Here is a 23223-nt window from a genome sequence, read left to right as displayed (position 1 = left end):
AGTGCCATCTATCCAAACTGCACCGATTTTCTGATTCCGAATACCAACCGTATGCAATCGAAAAACCCCTCCTAAAGCGATCAGGCAGAGTTTCAGTCTGCAGTTTGGGTGCTAGTGGATGGTGTCACTCCTGGAAGCTCGGGGATGGATAGATCCACCCGGCGGAGCAGTTGCGCGTTGATGGCGACGATTACTGTACTCAACGACATCAGAAGCGCACCCACAGCGGGAGACAGCAGAATCCCGATCGGTGCCAACACGCCTGCTGCGAGCGGAATCGCGAACACGTTGTAGCCGGCGGCCCAGACGATGTTCTCCTGCATCTTCCGGTAGCTCGCCTTACTGAGTTTCACGAGTCGCACTACATCCATCGGGTTGTTCTGCACGAGAATGACATCCGCCGACTGGACGGCGACGTCGGTGCCGCTCCCGATGGCGATCCCGACGTCGGCTCGCGTCAGCGCCGGCGCATCGTTTACACCGTCACCAACCATCCCCACGAGCTTCCCCTGGTCTTGGAGTTCCTGGACTTTCTCGTCTTTGTCTTCGGGGAGGACCTCGGCGAACACCGTGTCGATGCCCAGTTCGTCAGCGACAGCGTTGGCGACGTCCTGGGAGTCGCCAGTCAGCATCGCCACTTCGATTCCCAGATCGTGGAGGGCGTCGACGACGCGGAAACTCTCTTCACGGATTACGTCGGCCATCGCGAACGCGGCGATCAACTCACTGTCACGAACGAGATACACCACCGTTTGAGCGTTCTGTCCCGCCTCGTCAGCGAAGCGCTGGAGATGGGCGGGGATCTCGCTATCGAGCTGGGTCAACAGGTTCGGCCCACCGACGTACACCTCGTTTCCATCGACGTTTGCGCGAACCCCTCGCCCTTTGATCGCCTCGAAGGCGGTCGCGTCGGGAGTAGTTAGGTCTCGCTCGTCGGCGGCCTCGCGAATCGCTCGCGCGATCATGTGTTCGGAGTCACTCTCGACGGCTGCCGCCAGCCCGAGCGCGTCGTCCTCGTCGACGCCGTTGACGGTCGCCATATCCACGACGCCGTGTTCGCCCTCGGTAAGCGTCCCTGTCTTGTCGAAGATGATCGCGTCCAGATTCCGTGCGTCTTCCATCGCGATGCGGTCGCGAACGAGCATCCCGTTGCGAGCGGCGAGCGACGTGTTGATCGCGACGACCAGCGGAATGGCGAGCCCGAGGGCGTGCGGGCAGGCGATGACGAGCACCGTCACGACTCGCTCGATGACGGTCGCGTCGAACGAGACCGCGACGGTCCACGCAATCGCCGTCACGACTGCCGCCCCGAGCGCGACGTAGAACAGCCAGCCTGCCGCCCGGTCGGCCAGTACCTGCGTCTTGGACTTGCTCTGCTGGGCTTCCTCGACGAGACGCATGATGCCCGCCAGCGTCGTCTCCTCGCCCGTCGCGCCAACACGGACGCGGAGACTACCATCGCCGTTGATGGTGCCGCCGATGACCTCGTCGCCAGGCTCCTTCGAGACGGGCTTGGACTCGCCAGTGATCATCGACTCGTTGACGTCCGAATCACCTTCCTCGACGGTGCCGTCAGCAGGGACACTTGCGCCCGGCCGGACGAGCACGAGATCGCCTTCCGAGAGCTCCCTGACGGGAACCTCCTCGGTTTCTCCGTCGTCGGTAATACGCTCGGCGGTGTCTGGCATCAGTTTCGCCAGTTCGTCGACCGCGCTGGAGGCCCGCCGGACCGACCGCATCTCGATCCAGTGGCCCAGCAGCATGATGTCGATCAGCGTGACGAGTTCCCAGAAAAACGCAGACTGCGTCGGGAAGACCACGCTCGCGAGACTGTAGACGAACGCGACGGTGATCGCCATCGAGATCAACGTCATCATCCCCGGCGACCGGTCTTTCAGCTCCGGCACCGCCATCTGGAGGAACGGCATCCCACCGTACGCGAAGACGATGACCGCGAAGACGGGGGTGATCCACTCGCTGCCCGGGAACGCGGGGACGGAGAACCCGAGCCACTCCTGCAGCATTTCGCTGTATAGCAGGACTGGGATCGACAGGAGCGTCGAGACGAAGAAGCGCCGGCGGAACATCTGCTCGTGGCCCTCGTGCATCCCGCCATGCCCCTCACCGTGGCCCTCATGGGAACCGTGGTCGTGTCCTTCGCCCTCGTGTCCAGCGTGCTCGTGCTGCTCGTCGAGCACCGTCTCACTCTCCGCAGCAGGGTGTGCCTCTTCTTCCAGTAGCTCCTGTTCTACCCGCTGCTCGTCCGACTCGGCGTCCGATTCATCCTGCTCGCCGTGTTCGTGCTGGTGACTGCTGTCGTCCTGCTGGTGTTCCCCTCCAGGGGGATTCTCATTTGTATCTTTGTGGTCGTCCATAGCCCATATTCTCTGTAGAGGTGGATCCGCTGGCCCCCTGAATCTTCCCCACTGAAACTGTACAGCAGGACCAGCGTAGCGAAGCTTCAAAGACAACGGTTGGCCGTTGTCTCGGAGTGGTCCGCGCGATTCTCAGGCGTAAGCGGTGTACCCGGCGTCTTCGACGGCCTCCACGAGAGCTGTGACATTTGCCTCACCATCGACGCTCGCCTGTTCGCTCTCCCTGTCGACGGTCACGTCAGTCACGCCGGATACCTCTTCGAGGGCCTCTTCGACCGTCTGCTCACAGTGACCGCACGTCATGCCTTCCACGATGATCGTCGTCGTCATACAGGGATACACACGGCCTCCTCTCTTTAGCGGATTTCCCCTTCGATCATACTGATATCGTGGGGCTCAAACTTTAGATTCAAAGTGATACCTGCGGCCGTAACGAACTAGACATCGGATGCGCCAGGTGTCAATAGCGAGGTGGCTCAAGTATCGTTGTGACGCTCTCTGTACGTCTTCGCCGCTAAAAAGACATAGAGTGCGCCGATAGCCCGAATGCCCAAGCGGAATCGCTCGTTCCATTCTATCGACTCTGGACGCTCGTACAGGAACGCGGTGGCAAATCTCTGATACAGGTCGGGAAATAAGAGGACTATCGCACCGAACACGCCGGTAAGATTCATCAGCAATGCGTATGCTCGCCCGTTAAAGAGTGAAAGCGCAGCTATCAGAACACCCTCCGACCGGACTGCTGGACGTATCCACCCTCTCACTGTTCCCTCGTCTGGATTCGAAATGGCGAGTTTCTCGAAGAGCTCGACGATTTCGTCCGGGAACAGCGCTGAGATAGCGCCGAGGACACCGACGAGTGTTCGAATCATACGATATGGTACGACCGATATGGATATAACTCCCACTGCGACGCTACACTATCGAGAACGAGGGGAGTCCGAACAGTAGCGGCTTCGAACCGGGCACGACGCGCAGAGGCCGCTTGTCGAATGGGCGTCCTGAATCCTTATGGATTCGGGGCATACAGGGCGTAGAGGATAGACAGCATCCCGGCTGCGGTGACGAGTGCTGCGACGAATCCTGCTTCGAAGATCGACACCTGGAGGAGTTCGAAGAGGACGCCTTCAAGGAGGCCGCCAAGCCCGACCAATGCGAAGCCGGCGGCGACGTACAGGAGTAACTGCGTGTGATGTCGTTGGTACCCGCGATAGGCCTGATATGCGATGACCAGTGCTAACGCGGTCGTGAACAGTTTGCCGATGACGAATAGCGTGTGGTCCATGATTCAGTCTCCCCGCATTTCCTCGAAGATGGTCGTAATCCGGTCGGCGGGGTCAGGCTGGATGTCGATGTTGACGTCGAAGCCCTCCGCCTGCAGGAGGATTTCGATGCGTTCGAGGCGCGCCTCATACTCGCTGTAGTGCCGTCCCCCGGGGTCGACGTGCGTATACTCCTCGAGGAGGCCCTGCTCGACGAGGCGGGTGACACGGCGCGAGACGGTCGGGCGTGACATGTCACATTCCTCGCTGAGCTCCTTCGCAGACAGGCGGTCGGTCTTCGTCGCCACGAGGATGTCGCGGGCGTACTCGTCGTCGAGTGTCGCGAAGATTTCCGACGGGTCGGCCTCCTCAGTCACACGTCTCTACTCGCGACAGGAGCGTAATATAGCCCGCCGATTTTCTGACCCAGAACGCCGGCTCGCCGTTATATCGTCTCTGCCTCCGTACTGATAGTTGAAGGTGCAATAACTATGTCCACACTCGACTCCGGCATGAATCAGCTCGAGAGCAGAGTCGGCGGTCTGACCGTCGGCGGGAAAGTTCACAGTCTCAGTGCGTGGTTCGTGCTCGCGCTCCGTCTCATGATGGGCTACGCGTTCGCGTACTCCGGGTTCACGAAGATCACCGGCGAGTTCGCCGCGGGCGGTTACCTCACGAACGTCGCGGCGACGAACGGCAACCCGCTCGCGGGGATGTTCGCGTGGATGGGGAGTACGCCGTGGTTCGTCGAGTTCGCGAACGTGGCCGTCCCGTGGGGCGAGCTGTTCATCGGCCTCGGCCTGCTCGTCGGCGCGTTCGTCCGCCTCGCGGCGTTCTTCGGCGCGCTCATGATGCTCATGTTCTACTTCGGGAACTGGGACATGAGCCACGGGTTCATCAACGGGGACTTCGCGTACATGCTCGTGTTCCTCGCGGTCGCCGCGTTCGCCGCGGGCCGCATCCTGGGCCTCGACCAGTACATCGAGAACTACGACGTCGGTGGCGAGACGCTCGTTGAGCGCTACCCCGCCCTCGAATACATCCTCGGCTAACCACGCCGAACTCTCTTCAGGAGTACAATAATGCAAAATCCAATTCAAGCACGCGGGATTCGTTCTCTGGGACTCATCGTCATCGGAGCACTGACGCTAGCCGTCATCATTGGAATGACTCTGACGCACGCTGCTGTTCCAGATACAGTGATGTGGGACTGGCATGACGGGATGTGGAATGATGGTCACATGGCCGGGTGGGGAATATGGAGCTGGGGGATGATGTTGATCGGTTTGCTGTGGATGGCACTTCTGATCGCCCTTCCCGTCTACATCGTCTACTGGCTGACAACGCGGTCGCCATCGGACGGCCCCACCGAGGATAGCGCACTCGCTGTCCTCCAGGAACGGTACGCTCGCGGCGAAATCGACGACGAGGAGTTCGAACGCCGGCGCGCCCGACTCACGCCTGACGGCGGCCGTTACTGACTGTTCTTCCCCTATTCGTCGACTTCCGTCTTCACGACGGTCGCTGGGCGGGTCGTCAATCGAAGGACGCGGTCGGTCACGCTTCCGAGCAAGGCCCGGTATTCTTCCGGCCGGTGTTTCGTTCCAAGTACAAGTAGATCCATATCTTCGGCATCAGCATACCGTACAATCGTCTCAGCCGGTCGGCCGTGCTCAATTGCTTTGACAACATTGACACCGACCTCCTTCGCTTTATATTGGATGTCTGCGATTGTTTCCGTTCCAAGTTCTTCGAGGCCATGTTCTGGGCCTTCGGCTTCATCAACGTACTCGTCACCGCTGTATGCTGTTACGACGTCCTCATCGACTACATACAGAACATGAAGATCGGCATTATGGGCCTCTGCTAGCGCGATAGCATGGGATTCAGCTTCCTCAGAAGCAACTGTCCCGTCAGTCGAGAGCAAAACCGTATCGTACATTTCTCTTTACTTATTGAGACTAGATTATAAAAGCCAGCGCTCTTGGATAGTGGCGTAGCTGGTAACACTTTTTGTAACTTCACAAAGTTTGGAGATTGTCGTCTCTCACGGTTGAAGAGTGGAGGATTTCTATGACGACCAGCTGATGCTAAGCTATTTCCTGTTATGAGTCGTACTGATTAGCATGGGTACCAGACCAACTGACCTCCGGATGGATATTGGTCGTATTGCTGATGAGTCGGTCGCCCGTGTCACGCCTGACGCCACGGTTGCCGAGATCGCTCACACGATGATCTCCCAATCGCGGTGTGCCAGGTACGTGGTCGTCGAAGAATCCGATCAGATCTCTGGTATCATCACCGATCGAGACCTGATTGCTAACCTGCTCACCGAGGAAAGCGAGTTAAGTGTGCTCACAGCCGAGACGAGTGGAGACGACGTACGAGCTGCTGACGTGATGACGCGTGACCCACTTACTGTGCCAGCAGATGCTGAGATTCCAAAAGTCCTGAGACAAATGAACGAAGCGGGTGCTCGACACGTCCCGGTTGTTGAAGACGGGAGCGTTATCGGGATGATCACTCTGGACGATTTAATTACGCATGTTGCTGGTGAGAGCGCACACGTTTCAGCTCAGATGGATAACGTAGCGGGCATCATCCGAACAGAGTCTACGCACGATTGAAACGCTAATTTGGACTCAAAGTTTTTCGTGTTGCTTGTGCTTCCAGAAATAGAGTCAGTTGAGAGAGATTATCGCATGAGGAGCCGTCTAAGGACGTAGTGGAGGATGCCGCCGTGTTCGATATAGGTCACGGCGGCCGGCGTGCCGACCTGTGCTGTGACCGGGAACTCGACAGTCGACCCGTCCGCGCGCTCGGCGATAACGGTCAGTTCGTCCATCACATCGAGCCCGTCATCGAGGCCGTGGATCGTGAAGATCTCAGACCCATCCAGACCGAGAGATTCCCACGAGTCGCCATCATCGAACTGCAGGGGGAGCACACCCATGCCGACGAGGTTGTCGCGGTAGATGCGCTCGTAACTCTCGGCGATGGTTGCGCGAACACCGAGTAGGTCCGTTCCTTTCGCCGCCCAGTCCCGGCTGGAGCCGGTACCGAACTCTTCGCCTGCCATCACGAAGAGCGGGACTCCCTCCTCGCGGTAGCGCTGGCTGGCTTCGAACACGGTCGTCTGCTCGTCGGTTGGGTGGTGGATCGTATAGCCACCCTCGACATCGTCGAGCATCTCGTTCTCGATGCGGACATTGGCGAACGTTCCCCGCATCATCACCTCGTGGTTGCCCCGGCGCGCGCCGTAGGTGTTGAACTCGTGCGGCTCAACGCCGTTATCGAGCAGCCACTGGCCGGCAGGGAGGTCAGATCCGAAGGGGCCAGCAGGGCTGATGTGGTCGGTCGTAACGGTATCGCCGAGTGTCAGCAGGCAGCGTGCATCCTCAATATCGGCGACGCCGGGTTTTTCGAGGGGGAAGTCCTGGAAGAACGGCGGCTCTCGGATGTATGTCGAGTTGTCGTCCCACTCGTAGACGTCACCTGTGGGCGCGTCGAGAGCAGCCCACCGCTCGTCACCCTCGAACACAGAGGCATACTTCTCCTCGAACATCTCAGGAGAGACGTTCTCGTGGATTGCTGCCTGCACGTCCGCTGCGTCGGGCCAGATGTCCGCCAGATACACCGATCCCCCCTCCTCGTCGGTGCCTAGCGGCTCGTTCTCGAGGTCGACGTCCATCCGCCCTGCGAGGCCGTAGGCGACGACGAGCGGCGGGCTCGCGAGGTAGTTCGCGCGGATCTTCGGGTGAATACGCGCCTCGAAGTTCCGATTTCCGGAGAGGACGCTCGTCGTCCAGAGGTCGTGGTCGTCGATCGCTTGCTCGATGGGATCGGGAAGTGGTCCGGCGTTCCCGATACAAGTGGTACAGCCGTAGCCGACGACCGCGTACCCGAGCTCTTCGAGATACGGAAGCAGGCCCGATTCCTCGAGGTACTGCGTGACGACGCGACTGCCGGGTGCGAGACTCGTCTTGACGTACGGCGGGACATCTAAACCTTTCTCGACGGCGTTCTGGGCAAGCAGACCAGCAGCGATCATCACCGACGGGTTCGAAGTGTTCGTACAGCTCGTGATGGCGCTGACGAGGACGTCTCCGTGTCCAATTTCCACTGTCTCACCGTCGAGGTCGACCTCAACGCGTTTGGTTAACGGGTGCAGTTCCGATTCGGGTTCGACCTGAACACCGCCGTCGGTCTCCGCACCAGCTGCATCACCTTCGCCGAGCCACCGCTGTAGGGCGTCTTCGTCGACATCATCGAGGTCGTCTTCGAACTCCCCGTGGAGAAGTCCCCGGAAGCTCTGTTTCACGTCCCCCATCGGAATCCGGTCCTGTGGCCGCTTATGTCCGGCGAGACTCGGCTCAACAGTCGAAAGATCGAACTCGACCACCTCGGTGTATTCCGGTTCCTGTTCTCCGAATAGCCCTTGCGCTTCGAGGTACTCGCGAACAAGGTCGATGTGGGCGGGGTCACGCCCGGTGAGTTCGAGATACTCGAGCGTCTGCTCGTCGACCGGGAACATACTGATCGTCGAGCCCTGTTCGGGCGCCATATTGGCGATCGTGGCCCGGTCGGGGACTGTGAGATTCTCCACACCAGGACCGAAGAATTCGACGAACCGGTCGACGACGCCGACCTCGCGGAGCCGTTCGGTGATGTGGAGCACGAGATCCGTCGCCGTCGCGCCCTCGGGTAATTCGCCTTCGAGGCGGACGCCGACGACCTCGGGAAGTTTCATCGTGACCGGCTGACCGAGCATTGCCGCTTCCGCTTCAATGCCGCCGACGCCCCAGCCGACCACACCGATGCCACCGATCATTGGGGTGTGGCTGTCCGTGCCGACGAGTGTGTCCGGCAGGAGCCATTTCTCACCGTCTCGCTCGCGGGCGTGGACGACCCGGCCCAGATGCTCGAGATTCACCTGGTGGACGATGCCGGTCCCCGGCGGGACGACGTTGAAGTTCTCGAAGGCGTTCTGCGCCCACTTGATCGCGCGATACCGTTCGGCGTTGCGCTCGTACTCCAGTTCGACGTTCTTCTCGTAGGCGTCCTCGGAGTCGAAGTAGTCGACTTGGACGCTGTGGTCGATTACGAGATCAATAGGGATCTCTGGTTCGACCAGGGTCGGGTCCCGATCTTTGCGGTCGACTTCGGATCGAAGGGCCGCCAGGTCGACAACTGCGGGCACGCCAGTGAGATCCTGTAGGACGACTCGTGATGGAGAGAACGGAACCTCTGCGTCCGGTACGTCTGGCTTCCAGCCAGCAGCATTCTTGACATCCGCTGCAGTAACAGTTTCGCCGTCGGCGTTCCGGAGCACCGACTCAAGCAGAATACGGATGCTCACAGGGAGCGTGTCGAGGTCACAGAGCCCCTGCTCTTCGAGTGCTCGAAGATCGGCCATCTTGTACGTCGTCCCGTCGACGTCGAGCTCGCGGACGGCATCGAACGGAAGTGTATCAGTCATAGTATCTACACCTGGGATTGGCAGTCGTATCAATCCCTCTCCGAATCCGATTCGACGAGAATCGGGATTTGTTACGCAGAGGCATCGTATCCAGCGTCTTCGACCACAGTCACAAGCTCATCCCGTTCAGCGGACCCCTCGACCGTCGCGGATTCTGAGTCACGATCCGCAGTAGCAGACGTAACCCCCTCAACTTCTTCGAGTGCCTCTTCGACGGTCTGCTCGCAATGTTCACAGGTCATTCCTTCGACGGTGATTGTCTGAGTCATATCCATTCGTAGATAGGGGCGAGTATTCTATGTGGTTTTCTGCTTAGAATCCAATGTTGTCGCAGCCCTGGATCACCGATTTCGAAGGTGTGTTGTGGGCAACAATAATGTATCCTGCGAGACGAAGCGGTCGTATGCGCAATTTGGATGAAACCGACTTAGAAATCCTCTCGTTACTCGCTGATGACGCCCGCCGCCCGTTCAGCGATATTGGCGAGGAGGTCGACTTGTCGGGGCCAGCCGTGTCTGACCGGGTAAAGCGATTACAGGAAGCTGGCATCATTAACAACTTCACGATTGACGTCAACCGGGCTCATCTCCGAGCTGGTGTACCGGTATTTATTCAGGCCGAAATCGGCTCAGCGTCGTTGGAGGCCGCCCGCGAGCGGGCTCGAGAGTCAGATGGCGTTGAACACGTCTTCACGACCTCCGAAGGAGATCTTTGGTTCTATGCCCGTGTTGAAGCCCAGAACGTACGTCAGTGGGTAGATGGACTCTTTAACGAGATCGATGTAGCAGATTACACCGTCACGCTAATTGACGAGCTTGAATGGACGCCGTCCGTTGATGGCGTCGAATTTGCACTCACCTGTGCTGAATGTAACAATACCGTTGATAATCAAGGTGAAACGACGAGAATCGACGGAGAGATCTATCACTTCTGTTGTCCGTCCTGTCTCACACGGTTCGACGATCGGTATCAGCGACTCGAAGAGGGAGCGTAACGCTGTCTTTGGAATCCAAATTTTCCTGCAGTCGAAACCCCGCCTCTCGAAACAGTAAATCGCCTAAACCTAGACCCCGTATAGTAGAACAAGCATGACAAGCCAAACAATCCATCTTGATATCACGGGAATGTCCTGCGCCAACTGTTCGGCGACGATCCAGGACACTCTCGAATCGCTCGACGGGGTATCGGAGGCGGATGCGAACTTCGCCACCGACGAGGGTTCCGTCACCTACGACCCTGAAGAGGTATCGCTTCACGAAATCTACGACGCAATCGACGAGGCGGGCTACGGTGCAGTCTCGGAGACGGTGACCATCGCCATCTCCGATATGACGTGTGCCAACTGCGCCGAAACTAACGAAACTGCTCTCGAAAGTACACTCGGAGTCATTACCGCGGAGGTAAACTACGCGACTGACGAGGCGCAGGTGACCTACAATCCGGCAGAGGTGTCTCTCGATGCGCTGTACGATGCCATCGAAGACGCCGGCTATTCGCCAGTTCGCGAAGACAGTGGCGATGAGGGCTCGGGGCAGGATGCGCGTGATGCCGCCCGCCAGGCTGAGATACGGAAACAGCTCAGGCTAACCCTCTTTGGGGCAGTATTATCAGTTCCACTGCTCTTCTTCCTCATCGACAGCTATCTTCTCGGTGGCGTGTTCGTCCCTGAAACCGTTTTCGGCGTGGAACTCGGCTGGGTCGAGTTCCTGCTCGCCACGCCGGTACAGGCGATCCTCGGCTGGCCGTTCTATAAGAACTCGTACAAGGCGATCGTGAAGAATGGCCGCGCCAACATGGACGTGCTGATCGCGATCGGGTCGACAACGGCCTATCTATACTCTGTGGCAGTCCTTGCTGAACTCATCGCGGGTGGGCTCTACTTCGACACGGCAGCCCTCATCCTCGTGTTCATTACGCTCGGTAACTATCTCGAAGCTCGTTCAAAGGGTCAAGCGGGCGAGGCCCTCCGGAAGCTCCTCGAAATGGAAGCCGAAACGGCGACCATTGTCCGTGAGGATGGTAGTGAGGAAGAGATTCCACTTGAAGAGGTCACAACGGGTGACCAGATGAAAGTCCGCCCCGGTGAGAAGATCCCAACCGACGGGGTCGTCGTTGACGGGCAGTCCGCCGTCGACGAGTCGATGGTTACCGGTGAGTCTGTCCCTGTAGAAAAAGAGGAGGGAGATGAGGTCGTCGGCTCGACGATTAACGAGAACGGCGTTCTTCTCGTGGAGGCCACTAACGTCGGCGAAGATACTGCCCTCCAGCAAATCGTTCAGACCGTCAAGGAAGCACAATCGCGCCAGCCAGATATCCAGAATCTAGCAGACCGCATCTCGGCGTATTTCGTGCCGGCAGTTATCGCGAACGCTATCCTCTGGAGCGTTATTTGGTTCCTGTTCCCGGAGGTGCTGGCTGGCTTCGTTGACTGGCTCCCGCTATGGGGGCAGGTGGCGGGCGGCCCGGCAGCGGCGGGCGGCACGGTCACCGTCTTCGAGTTCGCAATCATCGTCTTCGCGTCCTCGATCCTCATTGCCTGCCCCTGTGCGCTGGGGCTGGCGACGCCCGCGGCGACGATGGTCGGGACGACCATTGGGGCCCAGAACGGCGTCCTGTTCAAGGGCGGTGACATCCTCGAACGCGCGAAAGACGTCGACACGGTCGTCTTCGACAAGACGGGCACCCTCACGAAGGGTGAAATGGAACTGACCGACGTGGTCGTCTTCGATGGCGATGGAAATGCGGTGACTGACGGGGGCGAGCCGACACCAGATGGTGGACAGCTCAGCACTCGTGACCGCCTCTCAGAGGACGACGTGCTGCGGCTGGCGGCGATCGCAGAAAGCGGAAGCGAACACCCCCTCGCGCGGGCAATCGTCGAAGGGGCCGAAGAACGCGGTCTGGACGTGACTGAGCCTGACGACTTCGAGAACGTTCCGGGCCACGGGATCAAAGCAGTCATTGGTGACAGCGAGGTGCTGGTCGGCAACCGCAAGTTGCTGCGAGACAACGACATCGACCCGTCTCCCGCCGAAGAGACGATGGAACGCCTCGAAAACGAGGGGAAGACGGCGATGCTCGTCGCTTTCGAGGGCGAACTGGTTGGTGTAGTGGCTGACGCCGACACAATCAAAGAGAGCTCCAAGCAGGCCGTTACGGCCCTACAACAACGGGGCGTTGACGTGATGATGATTACGGGCGACAACGAACGAACTGCTCGTGCGGTCGCCAAACAGGTCGGTATCGATCCGGAGAATGTCCGAGCAGAGGTCCTTCCCGAGGACAAGTCCAACGCCGTCGACAGTATTCAGGACGAGGGTCGGCAGGCGATGATGGTCGGTGACGGCGTCAACGACGCGCCGGCGCTCGCGGTCGCACACGTCGGGACAGCCATCGGCTCCGGCACGGACGTCGCCATTGAGGCTGCGGACCTTACGCTGATGCGCGATGATCCGCTCGACGTGGTGAAGGCGATCCGGATCTCGGACGCGACACTCAAGAAGATCAAGCAGAACCTCGTGTGGGCGCTCGGCTACAACACGGCGATGATCCCGTTAGCATCGCTCGGCCTGCTCCAGCCCGTACTCGCTGCAGCAGCAATGGCGTTCTCCAGCGTGTCGGTGCTGACGAACAGCCTGTTGTTCCGGCGGTACACCCCCGATCACGACTACAAGCTCTTCGGTCGCCTCCGCTGAACGTCACCTCTATATCAATGTCAAATATTTCCCGCCAAACGGTTCGGAGGTACCTCGTCGAGACAGCCAGTAGCGAACCGACATACCTCCGGGCTCGCGAGATCGCCGGCGACCTTGACGGATCGCCGAAGGCCGTTGCACAGTACCTCAGCCAACTTCAGGACGACCTCTCAAACGTCTCACTCGAACAGTGGGGGCGCTCGAAGAGTACGACGTGGCGATTGGAGGTGAACGAGTCGTGAGTACTGTCACCCGACGCGTCGAAACCGTCCTTCCGGAGACCGGCTCACGCGAGTGGTGGGCGCTGTACCTGCTCGCCCCGCTCGTCCTCGTCGGTGCGGGCCTCCTTGTGTTCCCGACGCTGGTCTACGACCGGTTCATCTGGCAGTACCTCTGGGGGCCAGTCGTCGCCGACGCCGTTAGTCAGCCAGTCACGCACGAGGGGATTCGTGCTGTCCAGGGCTACAACGCGGTGAACACGGTAATCTACCTCGCGGCAGTCGTATACAGCCTCCCCGGACTACGTGCGTATCTCGACCAACTCGACGTCACGTTCGACGCACGACTGGCCTACGGGTTCGCTCCGATCATCATCGCAGGTGGGGCGATGCGCGCCCTCGAGGATCTCGGGCTGCTCGGGGACTACGCGGTGTGGTTCATCACGCCATCGATTTACATCGTCGTCACCGCTGTCACCATCCTCGCGCTCGGTGTCGGTGCACTCTTGCGTGACCAAAATATCGGATCTATCCCGCTAACAGTCGGGCTCGTCGGGTCGGTGTGGGCTGTCGGGGCCGTCTGGTGGGCTGTTTGGCACGGCCTCTCGACATCGACCCCACTCCGCCTATGGGTTCCTGTCGCGACGACGGGGATAGCGCTCGGCGTAACCGCACTCTACTACTGGGGCACGAGTTTCGCCAATATCACCCACCTTCGACACCCGCTAATTCTGCTGGCCGTTTTCGGCCAGTTGTGGGACGCTGCGCAGAATCTCATCGGTGTGACGTTCCTCGGCTACTCCCCAAAGCTGGTCGTGACGAATCTCGTGTACCAGGCGACTGGATTCTCCGGATCGACGTTCGTGCTGAAACTCGTCGTGACTGTCGGCATCGTGTGGTATCTCGCCGATGCGAAAGAGGAGATGAATCACACGTGGTGGTGGCTTATGACGTTCTTCATCGGAGCGATCGGACTCCCGATGGGCGTTCGTGGGTCACTTCGGATGCTGTTGGGAGCTTAACGATGGCCTCAAAGATTGGCAAAAACCGATGACTCGAACGTCCAAAATTGCGGTAATAGGTGGAGGGATGGCCGGGCTTGCAGCAGCTGCTGGATTCGACGACGCTGGATTCGTCGTCGAACTATATGAGCGGCAGTCCTACGATAGCAAAGGCGTTAATTGCGGAGAAGCGATGACAGCGGTATCGAAGATCCCACTCGAACCGACTGTAGAGAACGGCTTTCTCAACCCGCTGCCAGCGATGGAAGTGGAGGTGTATGACGGAATCGACGCCGATCGCCACCGCACTGGAGCCGGCACCTTTCCTGCTGCGGATACATATATAACGGACCGAAATGTCGTTGAGCAGTCCTGGGCAGAACAACTCTCAGAGAAGGGTGTTGACATCCACGAAAACCAGTCTATCACACGGACAGATTTCCACGAGTTCACCGATGAGTATGATCTCGTCGTTGATGCAACCGGTCAGCCATCACTCTCTAGTAAAGCGCTCGGAACAACCAACGAGTATTCAGGATATATGGTAGCGCTTAACAGTGATGTCGAAGGGGACTTCACCGAGTTGTACCCGAACAGCCGGATAATTCTGGAGAACTATACAGGGTACTCGTGGGCATTCCCGAAGACATCGCAACGAGCCAACGTTGGTATCGGCTGGACGGTCAGTGACCGGCCTAATGATTATATGAAGGCATTGAGGGAAGCCTGTGAGCGGAATGGGTGGCCAGTCCCGTCGCAGGAACGGACGAACGTCGCAATCATTCCCGAGGGACCAAGCCTTGATCCCGACAGAACCCATCTACCGGAGCATTCCGTCGTACGAGTGGGTGATGCTGCAGGTATAGCAAACCGACTCACCGGAAAGGGGATCTCACAGGCCGTTGAATCGGGATTCTTGGCCGCAGAGCTGGCTAACAGAGGCCAATTACACAGTTATCCTGACAGATTATATCAGAGGATGAAAACGGAGTACATTTTCGCCACAGTTGTGAGATACTTTCTTGAAACTCGTAATCCCAAGGTTCTGGGAGCAGCAATTCGTGCCGCTGCCGGGATCGATATTGAAGACGTTGACCGGTCTCCGAGTACAGTTCTACTGCGTCTCCTCCGCCACCCTGTTTTATTTGCCCGTATTTTCTCGAGACGACGAGTTTTAAACCGTGTCTATGGAGGAATGACCAACCAGTGGGAATTAATTGATTGACTTCCTGTTCTGTTTGGACTTCCGACAAAAAGTATACGGGTGCTTTTTCAATTCAGCTGTCCTGCGGTTAATCGTCAGAACGGGGTAATCTGCTTCCTCGATCACTTGAGCTGCGACGCTTCCCTGTAATAGCCGACGAATGCCAGTCAATCCTCGTGTCCCCATTGTAACAAGGTCGATGTCAGTCACCTCAGTGTATTTGAGAATCTCCTGCTGAGGTTGACCAAAGCTCAACGTAGTTCGGACAGGAACGTCCAAGGTCGCTGCCTTCTCCGTAATGTCCTCCAAGAGCCGAGTTCCCCGCTGTTCCCAAGAGTCAGTGACCTCTTCCCACGTGAATCCAGGCCGACTCGAATAGGACTGTTCGGAAATGACAAAAAGTCCATGTAGGGTTGCATCATACCGTTTAGCAATTTGTAGCCCATGTTTGAAGGCCACAGATGCCTCGTCGTATCCATCCGTAGGCACGAGAATATCTGTGAACTGACTAGTAGATAACTCTCCTACCGGATCAGAGGGATCCATATCAGGTATCGTCAAGACAGGAAGAGAGATATTTTGAATGATGTGGCTGGAGACGTCTCTCCGGAGAATTCGTGCTAATCTAGTCTGTGTAGGTTTCTGGTGGACAAGCAAATCGATATCATTCTCCTCAGCGTATTCCCGAATAACACCTGAAGAGTGCCCACTATCCACTGCTGGTATCACATTGAGTCCGAGCGAGTGGGCCTGATCCACCACGGGTTCAATTACCGCTGCTGCGTCCCATTCCTCTTGTTTAGTGACTTGGTCGGATTCCACCTCCGTGCGTTCCTCATCTTGAATAGATAATACGTGGAGAGCCGCATCATACGTTTCTGCAAGTGATAGACCATATTGGACCACTGAGTCCCTTATATCAGCTCCGTAGAGTGGAATGAGAATCTGGTTGTACAGGTTGATGTCCGCACCTTCTCGAACTTCTAGATGGCTGGGGGAGTTCATACATATCTATACGTAACGACGATTTACCGTGCTTTCTGTTAAGAATCGAAACCGGGAGAACAGTCTCTGGGGTGGTGACTTGAGGCTTTTATCGCAAGTAACTCGCTATAGCACGCCTATTTCGAAAAGAGTGGAGACGTCGTTTGGAGTCGCATCAGTTCGACGAGAGCGTATTTCCCACAGTTTCGAGGAGTGAAGTGTCGAAGTCGGTGCGACGAGTCATGCTCTGGGTCATGTTGGGCGCAATTTAAGGCCGATATGCTCGTTGACGGAAAACCGTCACGGCAGCACCCTCGACCGATGAGGGTCGCCACATGGAGACGAATACGGGACTCTGACCTTTGGGGTTTCCTACTCAGAACTGAAAGTCGCCTTCCCCGTCGTGCTTGAATCCGTTCTCAATACACAGGAAAGGTCGACGTACAATTGAATACCCCCGAACCAAGTGACGAACATATGGAACGGACCGTAACTCGTCGCGGACTACTACGGGTCGGTGCGACGACAGTCACACTCGGAATTGCCGGCTGTTTAGGATCATCGAGTGAGGACGAGTGGGACATCGAGGGGACGCTGGCAGTGACGAACGCTCAGCAATACAGTTCACCAGGCTGTAGCTGTTGTGGAAAATATGCGTCGTACCTGCGGGAACAGCTCGACACGACGCTCGGGGAAACCGAAACCGAGGACGTGACGGATCTCAAGCGCCAACACGGTATTCCATCGGATCTACAGAGCTGTCACACACTCGTCCTCGACGAGTACGTCGTCGAAGGACATGTTCCTGCCGAGGTTATCGCGACGATGCTCGAGGAAGAGCCGGCGATTGACGGCATCGCGTTGCCCGGGATGCCGGCTGGATCGCCGGGGATGGGCGGGACGAAGTCCGACACATTCACCGTCTACAAACTCGGCGGCGGAAAGACAGGTGACGTGTACACCGAAATCTGAACAGAAAACACCTGGTCAAGATACTTTGGGACGGCAGTCCACACCCAGAACGATGATTCGACGACTCCTCCACGATCTCGGGTATGTGCTCGCGTACGTACTTTTCCTCGGTGCGAATACGCCAGAATCGGTCGTCACCCGTCTTCGCATCGCCTATCGCCTTGTCGGTGTTCGGATTGTCGAGACGCCACAGGTCGATTCGGTCGAACGGACGATCTTCCTGTGTCCGTACCGAAATCTGGGCACTACGTGGGTTAGGGAGAAGTGGATCTGTCACGACATCCTGGACCGCGTCGACGACGGATACGTGACGTATCTCCGACGGCACAAAGGAATCGACTATCAGCGTCCTCGCGGGTGTGCCGACCTCGCATACTGCGACGAATCCGAGTACTGCTATTCAGAGGTTTCCGAACTCGAGTAGGTGGCCGATGGATCAGAGTACTCTCCGCAACCGGATCACTGACCAGTTCTCCTACCGCGGCGAGCGAGCCGATATCTGGCGGGCGTTCGACCTCCTGCTCGATACTGACGAGTTCCTCAATCTCGGCTACTCGGAGTGGTACCAGCCACATATAGCCGGTTCGAGTCAACGTCGCCTCGTCACGGAAGTCGGCTCGAAGGTCGCGTCGCACCTACCCGCAACGGACGGAGTGCGCCTCCTCGATGTCGGCTGCGGTCGGGGGGGTCCAGCCCTCCACCTCGCCGATCAGTTCGGCTTCAACGTCACTGGTGTCGACCTCGTTCCGTACAACATCCAGATGGCAACCGAGAACGCACGGGGTAAGCACCTCGATTCCGAGTTCATCATCGGTGACGCGACACAGCTCCCGTTTACCAGGGACTCGTTTACCGCGTGTACAGCCATCGACGCGCTCGTATACCTCCCCGAGCGGAATCGCGTTTTCGCTACAGTCGCAGATACCCTCGAACCCGAGGGGGTTCTCGTAGTCTCCGATCTCGTGATGCAGTCAGACGTGACTGAAACGGAACGGAGATTGGTCGATTCATTTGCGGATGCGTGGGATATGCCGTCCTTGGGTACTGTTGAAGGATACAAAGCCGCTCTCGACGAGACGAGCTTTGAGCTCAAAGCGGTCGAAGATATCACGAAACACAGCGTCGGACGCTTCCAAAAGTGGACGACGCTGTACCTCCAGCTACTCACGAGCCCCCTCCGGGCTCTCATTGAACGACTGTTAGGAGCGTATGATCTCGATCCCGCAGCGATTACTGAGCAGGTGAGGAAGGCTCACCACGCGCTGCCGTTCTTGCAACACGTTATCTTCGTTGCGGAAATAGAGGCCACTTGACTGCTACTCGCACGGCGCAAGAAAGAATCAAATCGTCATGTCGACGCTTGAGCAGCCACGAATTTGGATGGACCTGTGGGATCTTCACCGCCCGTGATTGTCGTGTGGTGGATCGTGACCCATAGATTTAGAATTAGTTCAGACTCCAGTATTTATATAGGACACAGATAGGAATCCGTTGGTATACTCGAAGGATAGTTCGGGATTGTGAGGTACTAATCGTTGATTGCGGAGTCGGACAAGCAAAACCGTTCAGCACGGCGCAAATCGCTATGTATCCCGACTTTGGATTACTAAGAACAAATTGCTTGGTTCAGGCCCTCGTACCATTGATGTGGGGTGAAACCGAATGGCAACTGACCCAGTCTGTGGAATGGACGTCGATGAAAAGGATGCGGCGGCCACAGCTGAGTACGACGGTCAGACGTACTACTTCTGTGCCGAGGGCTGCAAGGAGACGTTCACCTCGACACCGGAGGAGTACGTCTAACCGTCACACCCCACACCTGCGTCGTAGCTCCCCACACCCACCCCCATCCACCCGATCCCTTACCCCCATTCCGCCTGTCGATGACCCAACCAGAAATTGACGACACGGATCGCGAAATCCTCCGTCTTTTAGCGGAGAACGCGAGACGACCATACAGCACTATTGCTGAGGCAGTAAATCTTTCAGCCCCGTCCGTTTCAGCACGCGTCCGTCAGCTGGAGCAAGATGATGTCATTCGTCGATTCACCGTTGATCTCGACCTCACACAGTACGAAAACCGGATACACGTCATGGTGCGGCTCCGGTCTGAACTTGGGAAGACAGATTCACTTCGAGAATCGATCCTCAAGGCCCCATACGTAGAACACGTATTCACAACTGCTGAGGGCGAGGTCGTGGTTGTTGCGACACCGCCGCGGACTACGGTCGGAAACTGGGTGCAGCACAGTCTACCACTGAGTGACGTGCGACGATACGACGTGCAACTGCTGTCAAGTGCCACTCGTTCAGCCTATGCCAACGGTACTGAATCCGTACTTACGTGCGCACACTGTGGAACCACTATCAGCGAAGACGGACTAGCTACCCGCGTTGGTGGATCACTCCAGCAGTTCTGTTGCAAAGACTGCGAGACCGCGTTCAAAGGAGAGCACGAGAATCCCCAAGAAAAGTAGAACTACAGATCAATGCCTGTTGACCCCGTCTGTGGGATGGAAGTCTCACAAGAAACTGCCGACCCGACTATCGAACACGACGACAAAGTGTATCACTTCTGCTCGGAAGACTGTCGAGCAGTGTTCGAGGAAGTACCTGAGAAGTATACCGAAACGCCACATCCGCATCTCGTTGAATCGGGAGGAATGACGCTCCCCCGAGTGCCATACGGTCGAGCCACTGGAGAGTTCGATCTCTCGATAACCGACCCATCTTCACTTAGCACGGGAGATAGTGTTCGCTTCTCGAAGACGATCACAGACGAGGATGTTAGGAAATTTGCAGAGGCGACCGGAGATACAAACGCGGTCCATCTCAACGAGGCATTCGCTGAAAAGACCCGGTTTGGCCACCGCATCGCTCATGGAACGCTCGTCTCGGGAATGATAAGTGCTGCACTCGCGTGCTTTCCCGGAGTCACGATCTATATTTCCCAGAATTTGGAATTCCGCCGACCAGTCAGCATTGATGACACCCTGACGGCCCGATGTGAGATCACCGACGTTCTCGATAACGACCGATACAAACTCACAACACAGATCGAAGATGATAGTGGAAGCCTCGTTCTCGATGGGGCAGCCACCGTTCTGATCGATCCCCTACCGGACTGAATCCGGTAGGGCTGTCGTGTTGACCACGGCGAGATTCCCGAGACCGTCGTATGACATCTGTTGTAGACCAACTCGGAGGCCCATCTAATCAGAAGGGGTATTCGATTCGATAAGTCCGAAAACTCGGCCATCACAGGATAGTGCGGAGGAAATACTACTATTCAGGGTCGCGTTGACAGTGTTGTTTTGGATTTGAAAGAGTAATCGCAGTGAATTAGGAGCGTGTACATGTAGCTGACTATGGGATCATCCACAGCTACTACGCCAGAAGGGAACAGTAGTGAGATACTCGTTCGTGCTGAGGGAATCGAAAAAACGTACGGGTCAAGACTCCCATTCACACGATCTGTGACCGTCTTGACCGGTGCAGATCTCGAAATTCGGACGGGGGAAATCGTCGGCATCGTCGGCGCAAACGGGTCGGGAAAATCCACGCTCATGAACATCCTCGTCGGTGTCCTCGAACAGGATGGCGGAACAGTCGAACGGACGGGAACCGTTGGCTGGTGTCCGCAGGAACCACTGCTTTACGACCGCTTGACGGTCGGGGAGACGTTCCGACTGTTCGGTTCCGGATACGGAATGACCGCCGAAGAAATCGACGAGGCCAAACACCGTTTGGCGTCGAAACTCGATTTCGAGCAGTACCTTGACTACCGAATCGACCAACTCAGCGGTGTAACCGGCAGAAAATCAATCTCAGTATCGCCCTGATGCACGACCCGGACGTCCTCATGCTGGACGAGCCCTACACTGGATTCGACTGGGAGACGTATCTCACGTTCTGGGATCTCGCAGAGGAACTCGCTGCTGACGGAACAGCTGTCACGATGATTTCACACCTGATCGAGGAACAAAGTCGTCTCGACCGCATCTACGAGGTTCGTGACGGACAAGTCTACGACGTGACTGACCAGGAAGGCGAGACTGATGCAACGGCCAGTGAACGGGGGGAAGCGACCGATGAATAGGGTTCGAACAGGGATTCGATCGAACGTCTCCACCTTCCTCAGAACCCCCCTGAATGTTGTCCTAGCACTCCTCCTTCCGATTGTCGTTATCGAAGGCTGGGGACAAGCAATGGCTGGACTACCAAGTATGCCGACGGTCGAGGCGATTCCGATCGATCTGGGTCGCCTCCTCGGAGCGATATTCGGGGTCGCCATCATCGCCGGTCTGATGGGGCTCGCCCAGATGATTAGTGCGCGGGCAGCCGATCGGCGACTCGTTCAGACAGGCTATCCACCCCGAACACTGCTTGCGACTCGATTAGCGACGCTCGGAGGAGTCACCGTCGTCGTGGCTGCCGTGAACTACGGTGTTCTCTGGCTAACGATTTCACCGGAAGCCCCTGTCCTGACGTTCGTGTTCCTCGTCCTTGCTGGCCTCGTCTATGCGTTTCTCGGCGCGCTCGTCGGGGCACTCCTTCCACGACTGTTCGAAGGCTCGCTCGTCGTGGTGTTCCTCGCGATGATGGATGCGTTCCTCAGTGGCGACAGCCCGCTGGCTTCCGACGTTCCCGAGTTCGTTGAATATTTCCCGCTCTATCATCCGAAAGAGCTCCTTCAGGAGGCGATGTTCCAGGGCACATATACGACGGGAGATCTCGGCTTCGTCGCTGGATACCTGATGGTCTTGCTCGTGCTCGTCACCGTAGTGTTCGGAATGACGATGCGCACCAGTGGTGGGTGGTCCGCATGAACCGCACGATAACGGCGTTCTCAATCGGTATCAAAGAACAGGTGCGAAACTACGTCCTCGTCGCTCTGCTGGTCGTCTTACCGGTCTCGTTCATCACGTTGGCGTTCGCAGTCACCCAAGATGTCGAGATGCCGGTTCGAACGCTCGTCGACGGTGAGACGGTGACGGTGATGCGGGGAATGCCGGAGGTCCACGGCGTGATTATGACGCCAATCACGAGTGCCCTCATCGCGGGACTCGCCGGATTGTTCCTGATGCGAGAAGCCAAAGATACAGACGGTCGTCTGGCAGTCGCGGGCTATCGTGCACGACAGGTAATCGCTGCGCGGTTTGGGGTCCTCGCAGCAATCACTCTCATCGTTACCGGCGTCTCAGTCGGCGTGATGCTCGTCGATTTCCAGCCTGAGCATCTCTGGTGGTTCGTCGCAGCGATGCTCGTCGTCTCGGTCACGTATGGTCTCATCGGGATGCTCGTCGGGGCCGTCTTCGACCGCCTAGCCGGGATGTGGCTAATGCTGATTCTCCCGATGCTTGATATCGGACTCTTCCAGGATCCGCTGTTCATCCAATCCGAACCCGAATGGTGGATGAAACTACTCCCCGGCTATTGGCCCGTCCGTGTGATGGTCGATACCGGACTCACAACGGACGTAGATACGGCTCTCTCGTTGGTGTGGGCTACTGGATACCTCCTCCTCGTAGCTGTCCTCACAATCGGCGTCTACTACCGAGCCACACAGGGGAAGTGAGGACAGACCGGGAGATCCCCTATTCCGGCAACGGTAGGGGAGAAGTCCCAGACAGCATTAGACCTAGCTTCGCTCAATTGGACTGTTCGAGCTGCTTTCGTCGCTGCTCGTACTCCTCATCGGTGAGTTCACCGCGAGCATACCGCTCACGGAGAACCGCAAGTGGTCGGGTATCGTTGCTCGCAGCATCGCTTTTGAGAAGTGAGTAGACGAGATAGAGCGGGACGGCAATCAGGAGCCCCATCCAAAGGAGCCCCCAGAGGCCCATCCCACCGCCGAAGAGCCCCCAGCCGCCGCCACCCATCATACCGCCACCGTGAGCGGTTGCAGTGCCCGTTGCCGCAATTAACAGCGGAACCGCGAACAGCGCGATCCGACGAGTCGCCCGTCCGAGGGTGCTGGTGTCGTGTGTCATTGTGATCGTTGGTTTAGTAAGTCGAATATCTATGTACTAG

Annotated in this window: 28 protein-coding genes; 18 read left to right on the top strand and 10 right to left on the bottom strand. The window is 57.5% G+C overall.

Going from position 1 to position 23223, the window contains the following annotated elements; genetic code table 11:
- Window positions 1-92 precede the first annotated feature (92 nt).
- The 5 genes from NDI86_RS17110 to NDI86_RS17090 all read right to left on the bottom strand — a co-directional run bounded on the left by NDI86_RS17110 (window position 93) and on the right by NDI86_RS17090 (window position 4014).
- Complete coding sequence (locus tag NDI86_RS17110; RefSeq protein WP_310901593.1) at window positions 93-2375, bottom strand: copper-translocating P-type ATPase; 2283 nt, start codon at window positions 2373-2375, stop codon at window positions 93-95.
- Window positions 2376-2507: 132 nt separating this feature from the next.
- The gene (locus NDI86_RS17105; protein ID WP_004594582.1) at window positions 2508-2705 is read right to left on the bottom strand and encodes a heavy-metal-associated domain-containing protein; all 198 of its coding nucleotides are present in this window, start codon (window positions 2703-2705) and stop codon (window positions 2508-2510) included.
- Between the two features lie 146 nt (window positions 2706-2851).
- Window positions 2852-3247, bottom strand: a complete 396-nt coding sequence (locus tag NDI86_RS17100) for a hypothetical protein (RefSeq protein WP_004594583.1) — start codon at window positions 3245-3247, stop codon at window positions 2852-2854.
- A 137-nt stretch (window positions 3248-3384) separates the two neighbouring features.
- Entirely contained in the window at window positions 3385-3660 is a 276-nt protein-coding gene (locus NDI86_RS17095; RefSeq protein WP_004594584.1) for a DUF7521 family protein, read from the bottom strand.
- Between the two features lie 3 nt (window positions 3661-3663).
- Entirely contained in the window at window positions 3664-4014 is a 351-nt protein-coding gene (locus NDI86_RS17090) for an ArsR/SmtB family transcription factor (protein WP_092817278.1), read from the bottom strand.
- Window positions 4015-4128: 114 nt separating this feature from the next.
- Between NDI86_RS17090 and NDI86_RS17085 the strand changes: the two genes are divergently transcribed.
- Window positions 4129-4689, top strand: coding sequence for a DoxX family protein (locus NDI86_RS17085; RefSeq protein ID WP_092817279.1), 561 nt, complete (start codon window positions 4129-4131; stop codon window positions 4687-4689).
- Window positions 4690-4908: 219 nt separating this feature from the next.
- Entirely contained in the window at window positions 4909-5118 is a 210-nt protein-coding gene (locus NDI86_RS17080) for an SHOCT domain-containing protein (protein WP_236039625.1), read from the top strand.
- An 11-nt stretch (window positions 5119-5129) separates the two neighbouring features.
- Here the strand turns inward: NDI86_RS17080 and NDI86_RS17075 are convergent, their stop codons facing one another.
- Window positions 5130-5579: a universal stress protein gene (locus tag NDI86_RS17075; protein ID WP_092817280.1), complete on the bottom strand. Its 450-nt coding sequence runs from the start codon at window positions 5577-5579 to the stop codon at window positions 5130-5132.
- A gap of 184 nt (window positions 5580-5763) precedes the next feature.
- Between NDI86_RS17075 and NDI86_RS17070 the strand changes: the two genes are divergently transcribed.
- Window positions 5764-6264 carry a CBS domain-containing protein gene (locus NDI86_RS17070; RefSeq protein WP_004594590.1) on the top strand — a complete coding sequence of 167 codons (501 nt, stop codon included), beginning with the start codon at window positions 5764-5766 and terminating at the stop codon, window positions 6262-6264.
- Window positions 6265-6332: 68 nt separating this feature from the next.
- On the opposite strand, the gene acnA is transcribed toward NDI86_RS17070, so the two are convergent.
- The gene (gene acnA / locus NDI86_RS17065) at window positions 6333-9116 is read right to left on the bottom strand and encodes an aconitate hydratase AcnA (protein WP_310901592.1); all 2784 of its coding nucleotides are present in this window, start codon (window positions 9114-9116) and stop codon (window positions 6333-6335) included.
- Between the two features lie 71 nt (window positions 9117-9187).
- Entirely contained in the window at window positions 9188-9385 is a 198-nt protein-coding gene (locus NDI86_RS17060; protein WP_049938510.1) for a heavy-metal-associated domain-containing protein, read from the bottom strand.
- A gap of 134 nt (window positions 9386-9519) precedes the next feature.
- On the opposite strand from NDI86_RS17060, the gene NDI86_RS17055 reads away from it, so the two are divergent.
- The 5 genes from NDI86_RS17055 (at window position 9520) to NDI86_RS17040 (ending at window position 15255) form a co-directional block, all read left to right on the top strand.
- Complete coding sequence (locus NDI86_RS17055) at window positions 9520-10110, top strand: AsnC family transcriptional regulator (RefSeq protein ID WP_049986206.1); 591 nt, start codon at window positions 9520-9522, stop codon at window positions 10108-10110.
- A gap of 94 nt (window positions 10111-10204) precedes the next feature.
- Window positions 10205-12811, top strand: coding sequence for a heavy metal translocating P-type ATPase (locus NDI86_RS17050; protein ID WP_310901591.1), 2607 nt, complete (start codon window positions 10205-10207; stop codon window positions 12809-12811).
- Between the two features lie 17 nt (window positions 12812-12828).
- Window positions 12829-13053 carry a DUF7123 family protein gene (locus NDI86_RS22235; protein WP_080508364.1) on the top strand — a complete coding sequence of 75 codons (225 nt, stop codon included), beginning with the start codon at window positions 12829-12831 and terminating at the stop codon, window positions 13051-13053.
- Window positions 13050-14051: a DUF63 family protein gene (locus NDI86_RS17045; protein ID WP_123538921.1), complete on the top strand. Its 1002-nt coding sequence runs from the start codon at window positions 13050-13052 to the stop codon at window positions 14049-14051. The genes NDI86_RS22235 and NDI86_RS17045 overlap by 4 nt, the downstream gene beginning before the upstream one ends.
- Window positions 14052-14118: 67 nt before the next feature.
- A complete protein-coding gene (locus NDI86_RS17040; protein ID WP_310901590.1) occupies window positions 14119-15255 on the top strand; it encodes an NAD(P)/FAD-dependent oxidoreductase in 1137 nt (378 codons plus the stop codon).
- Here the strand turns inward: NDI86_RS17040 and NDI86_RS17035 are convergent.
- A complete protein-coding gene (locus NDI86_RS17035) occupies window positions 15244-16239 on the bottom strand; it encodes a universal stress protein (RefSeq protein ID WP_310901589.1) in 996 nt (331 codons plus the stop codon). The genes NDI86_RS17040 and NDI86_RS17035 overlap by 12 nt on opposite strands.
- Window positions 16240-16695: 456 nt before the next feature.
- On the opposite strand from NDI86_RS17035, the gene NDI86_RS17030 reads away from it, so the two are divergent.
- From NDI86_RS17030 to NDI86_RS16985, 10 genes are all read left to right on the top strand, one after another.
- Window positions 16696-17190, top strand: coding sequence for a DUF411 domain-containing protein (locus NDI86_RS17030; protein ID WP_310901588.1), 495 nt, complete (start codon window positions 16696-16698; stop codon window positions 17188-17190).
- A 52-nt stretch (window positions 17191-17242) separates the two neighbouring features.
- Window positions 17243-17614 (top strand): hypothetical protein, encoded by a 372-nt coding sequence (locus NDI86_RS17025; protein ID WP_004594606.1) that lies wholly within the window; start codon window positions 17243-17245, stop codon window positions 17612-17614.
- 7 nt (window positions 17615-17621) lie between these two features.
- Window positions 17622-18503 (top strand): class I SAM-dependent methyltransferase, encoded by an 882-nt coding sequence (locus tag NDI86_RS17020; RefSeq protein ID WP_310901587.1) that lies wholly within the window; start codon window positions 17622-17624, stop codon window positions 18501-18503.
- Window positions 18504-18852: 349 nt separating this feature from the next.
- Window positions 18853-18993 (top strand): YHS domain-containing protein, encoded by a 141-nt coding sequence (locus NDI86_RS17015; RefSeq protein WP_310901586.1) that lies wholly within the window; start codon window positions 18853-18855, stop codon window positions 18991-18993.
- 80 nt (window positions 18994-19073) lie between these two features.
- Window positions 19074-19667: an AsnC family transcriptional regulator gene (locus NDI86_RS17010; protein WP_310901585.1), complete on the top strand. Its 594-nt coding sequence runs from the start codon at window positions 19074-19076 to the stop codon at window positions 19665-19667.
- 12 nt (window positions 19668-19679) lie between these two features.
- Complete coding sequence (locus tag NDI86_RS17005; protein ID WP_310901584.1) at window positions 19680-20318, top strand: MaoC/PaaZ C-terminal domain-containing protein; 639 nt, start codon at window positions 19680-19682, stop codon at window positions 20316-20318.
- A gap of 240 nt (window positions 20319-20558) precedes the next feature.
- Window positions 20559-21032, top strand: a complete 474-nt coding sequence (locus tag NDI86_RS17000) for an ATP-binding cassette domain-containing protein (RefSeq protein WP_310901583.1) — start codon at window positions 20559-20561, stop codon at window positions 21030-21032.
- Window positions 21032-21289: a P-loop NTPase family protein gene (locus tag NDI86_RS16995; RefSeq protein WP_310901582.1), complete on the top strand. Its 258-nt coding sequence runs from the start codon at window positions 21032-21034 to the stop codon at window positions 21287-21289. The genes NDI86_RS17000 and NDI86_RS16995 overlap by 1 nt, the downstream gene beginning before the upstream one ends.
- Before the next feature lie 127 nt (window positions 21290-21416).
- The gene (locus NDI86_RS16990) at window positions 21417-22019 is read left to right on the top strand and encodes an ABC transporter permease (RefSeq protein WP_310901581.1); all 603 of its coding nucleotides are present in this window, start codon (window positions 21417-21419) and stop codon (window positions 22017-22019) included.
- Window positions 22016-22768 (top strand): ABC transporter permease, encoded by a 753-nt coding sequence (locus tag NDI86_RS16985; RefSeq protein WP_310901580.1) that lies wholly within the window; start codon window positions 22016-22018, stop codon window positions 22766-22768. The genes NDI86_RS16990 and NDI86_RS16985 overlap by 4 nt, the downstream gene beginning before the upstream one ends.
- A 73-nt stretch (window positions 22769-22841) precedes the next feature.
- On the opposite strand, the gene NDI86_RS16980 is transcribed toward NDI86_RS16985, so the two are convergent.
- The gene (locus NDI86_RS16980) at window positions 22842-23183 is read right to left on the bottom strand and encodes an SHOCT domain-containing protein (RefSeq protein ID WP_310901579.1); all 342 of its coding nucleotides are present in this window, start codon (window positions 23181-23183) and stop codon (window positions 22842-22844) included.
- Window positions 23184-23223: the final 40 nt, after the last annotated feature.

The sequence above is a fragment of the Haloarcula onubensis genome (assembly GCF_031624605.1).
Classification (GTDB): domain Archaea; phylum Halobacteriota; class Halobacteria; order Halobacteriales; family Haloarculaceae; genus Haloarcula; species Haloarcula onubensis.
This window is presented reverse-complemented; position numbering and strand designations above follow the sequence as displayed.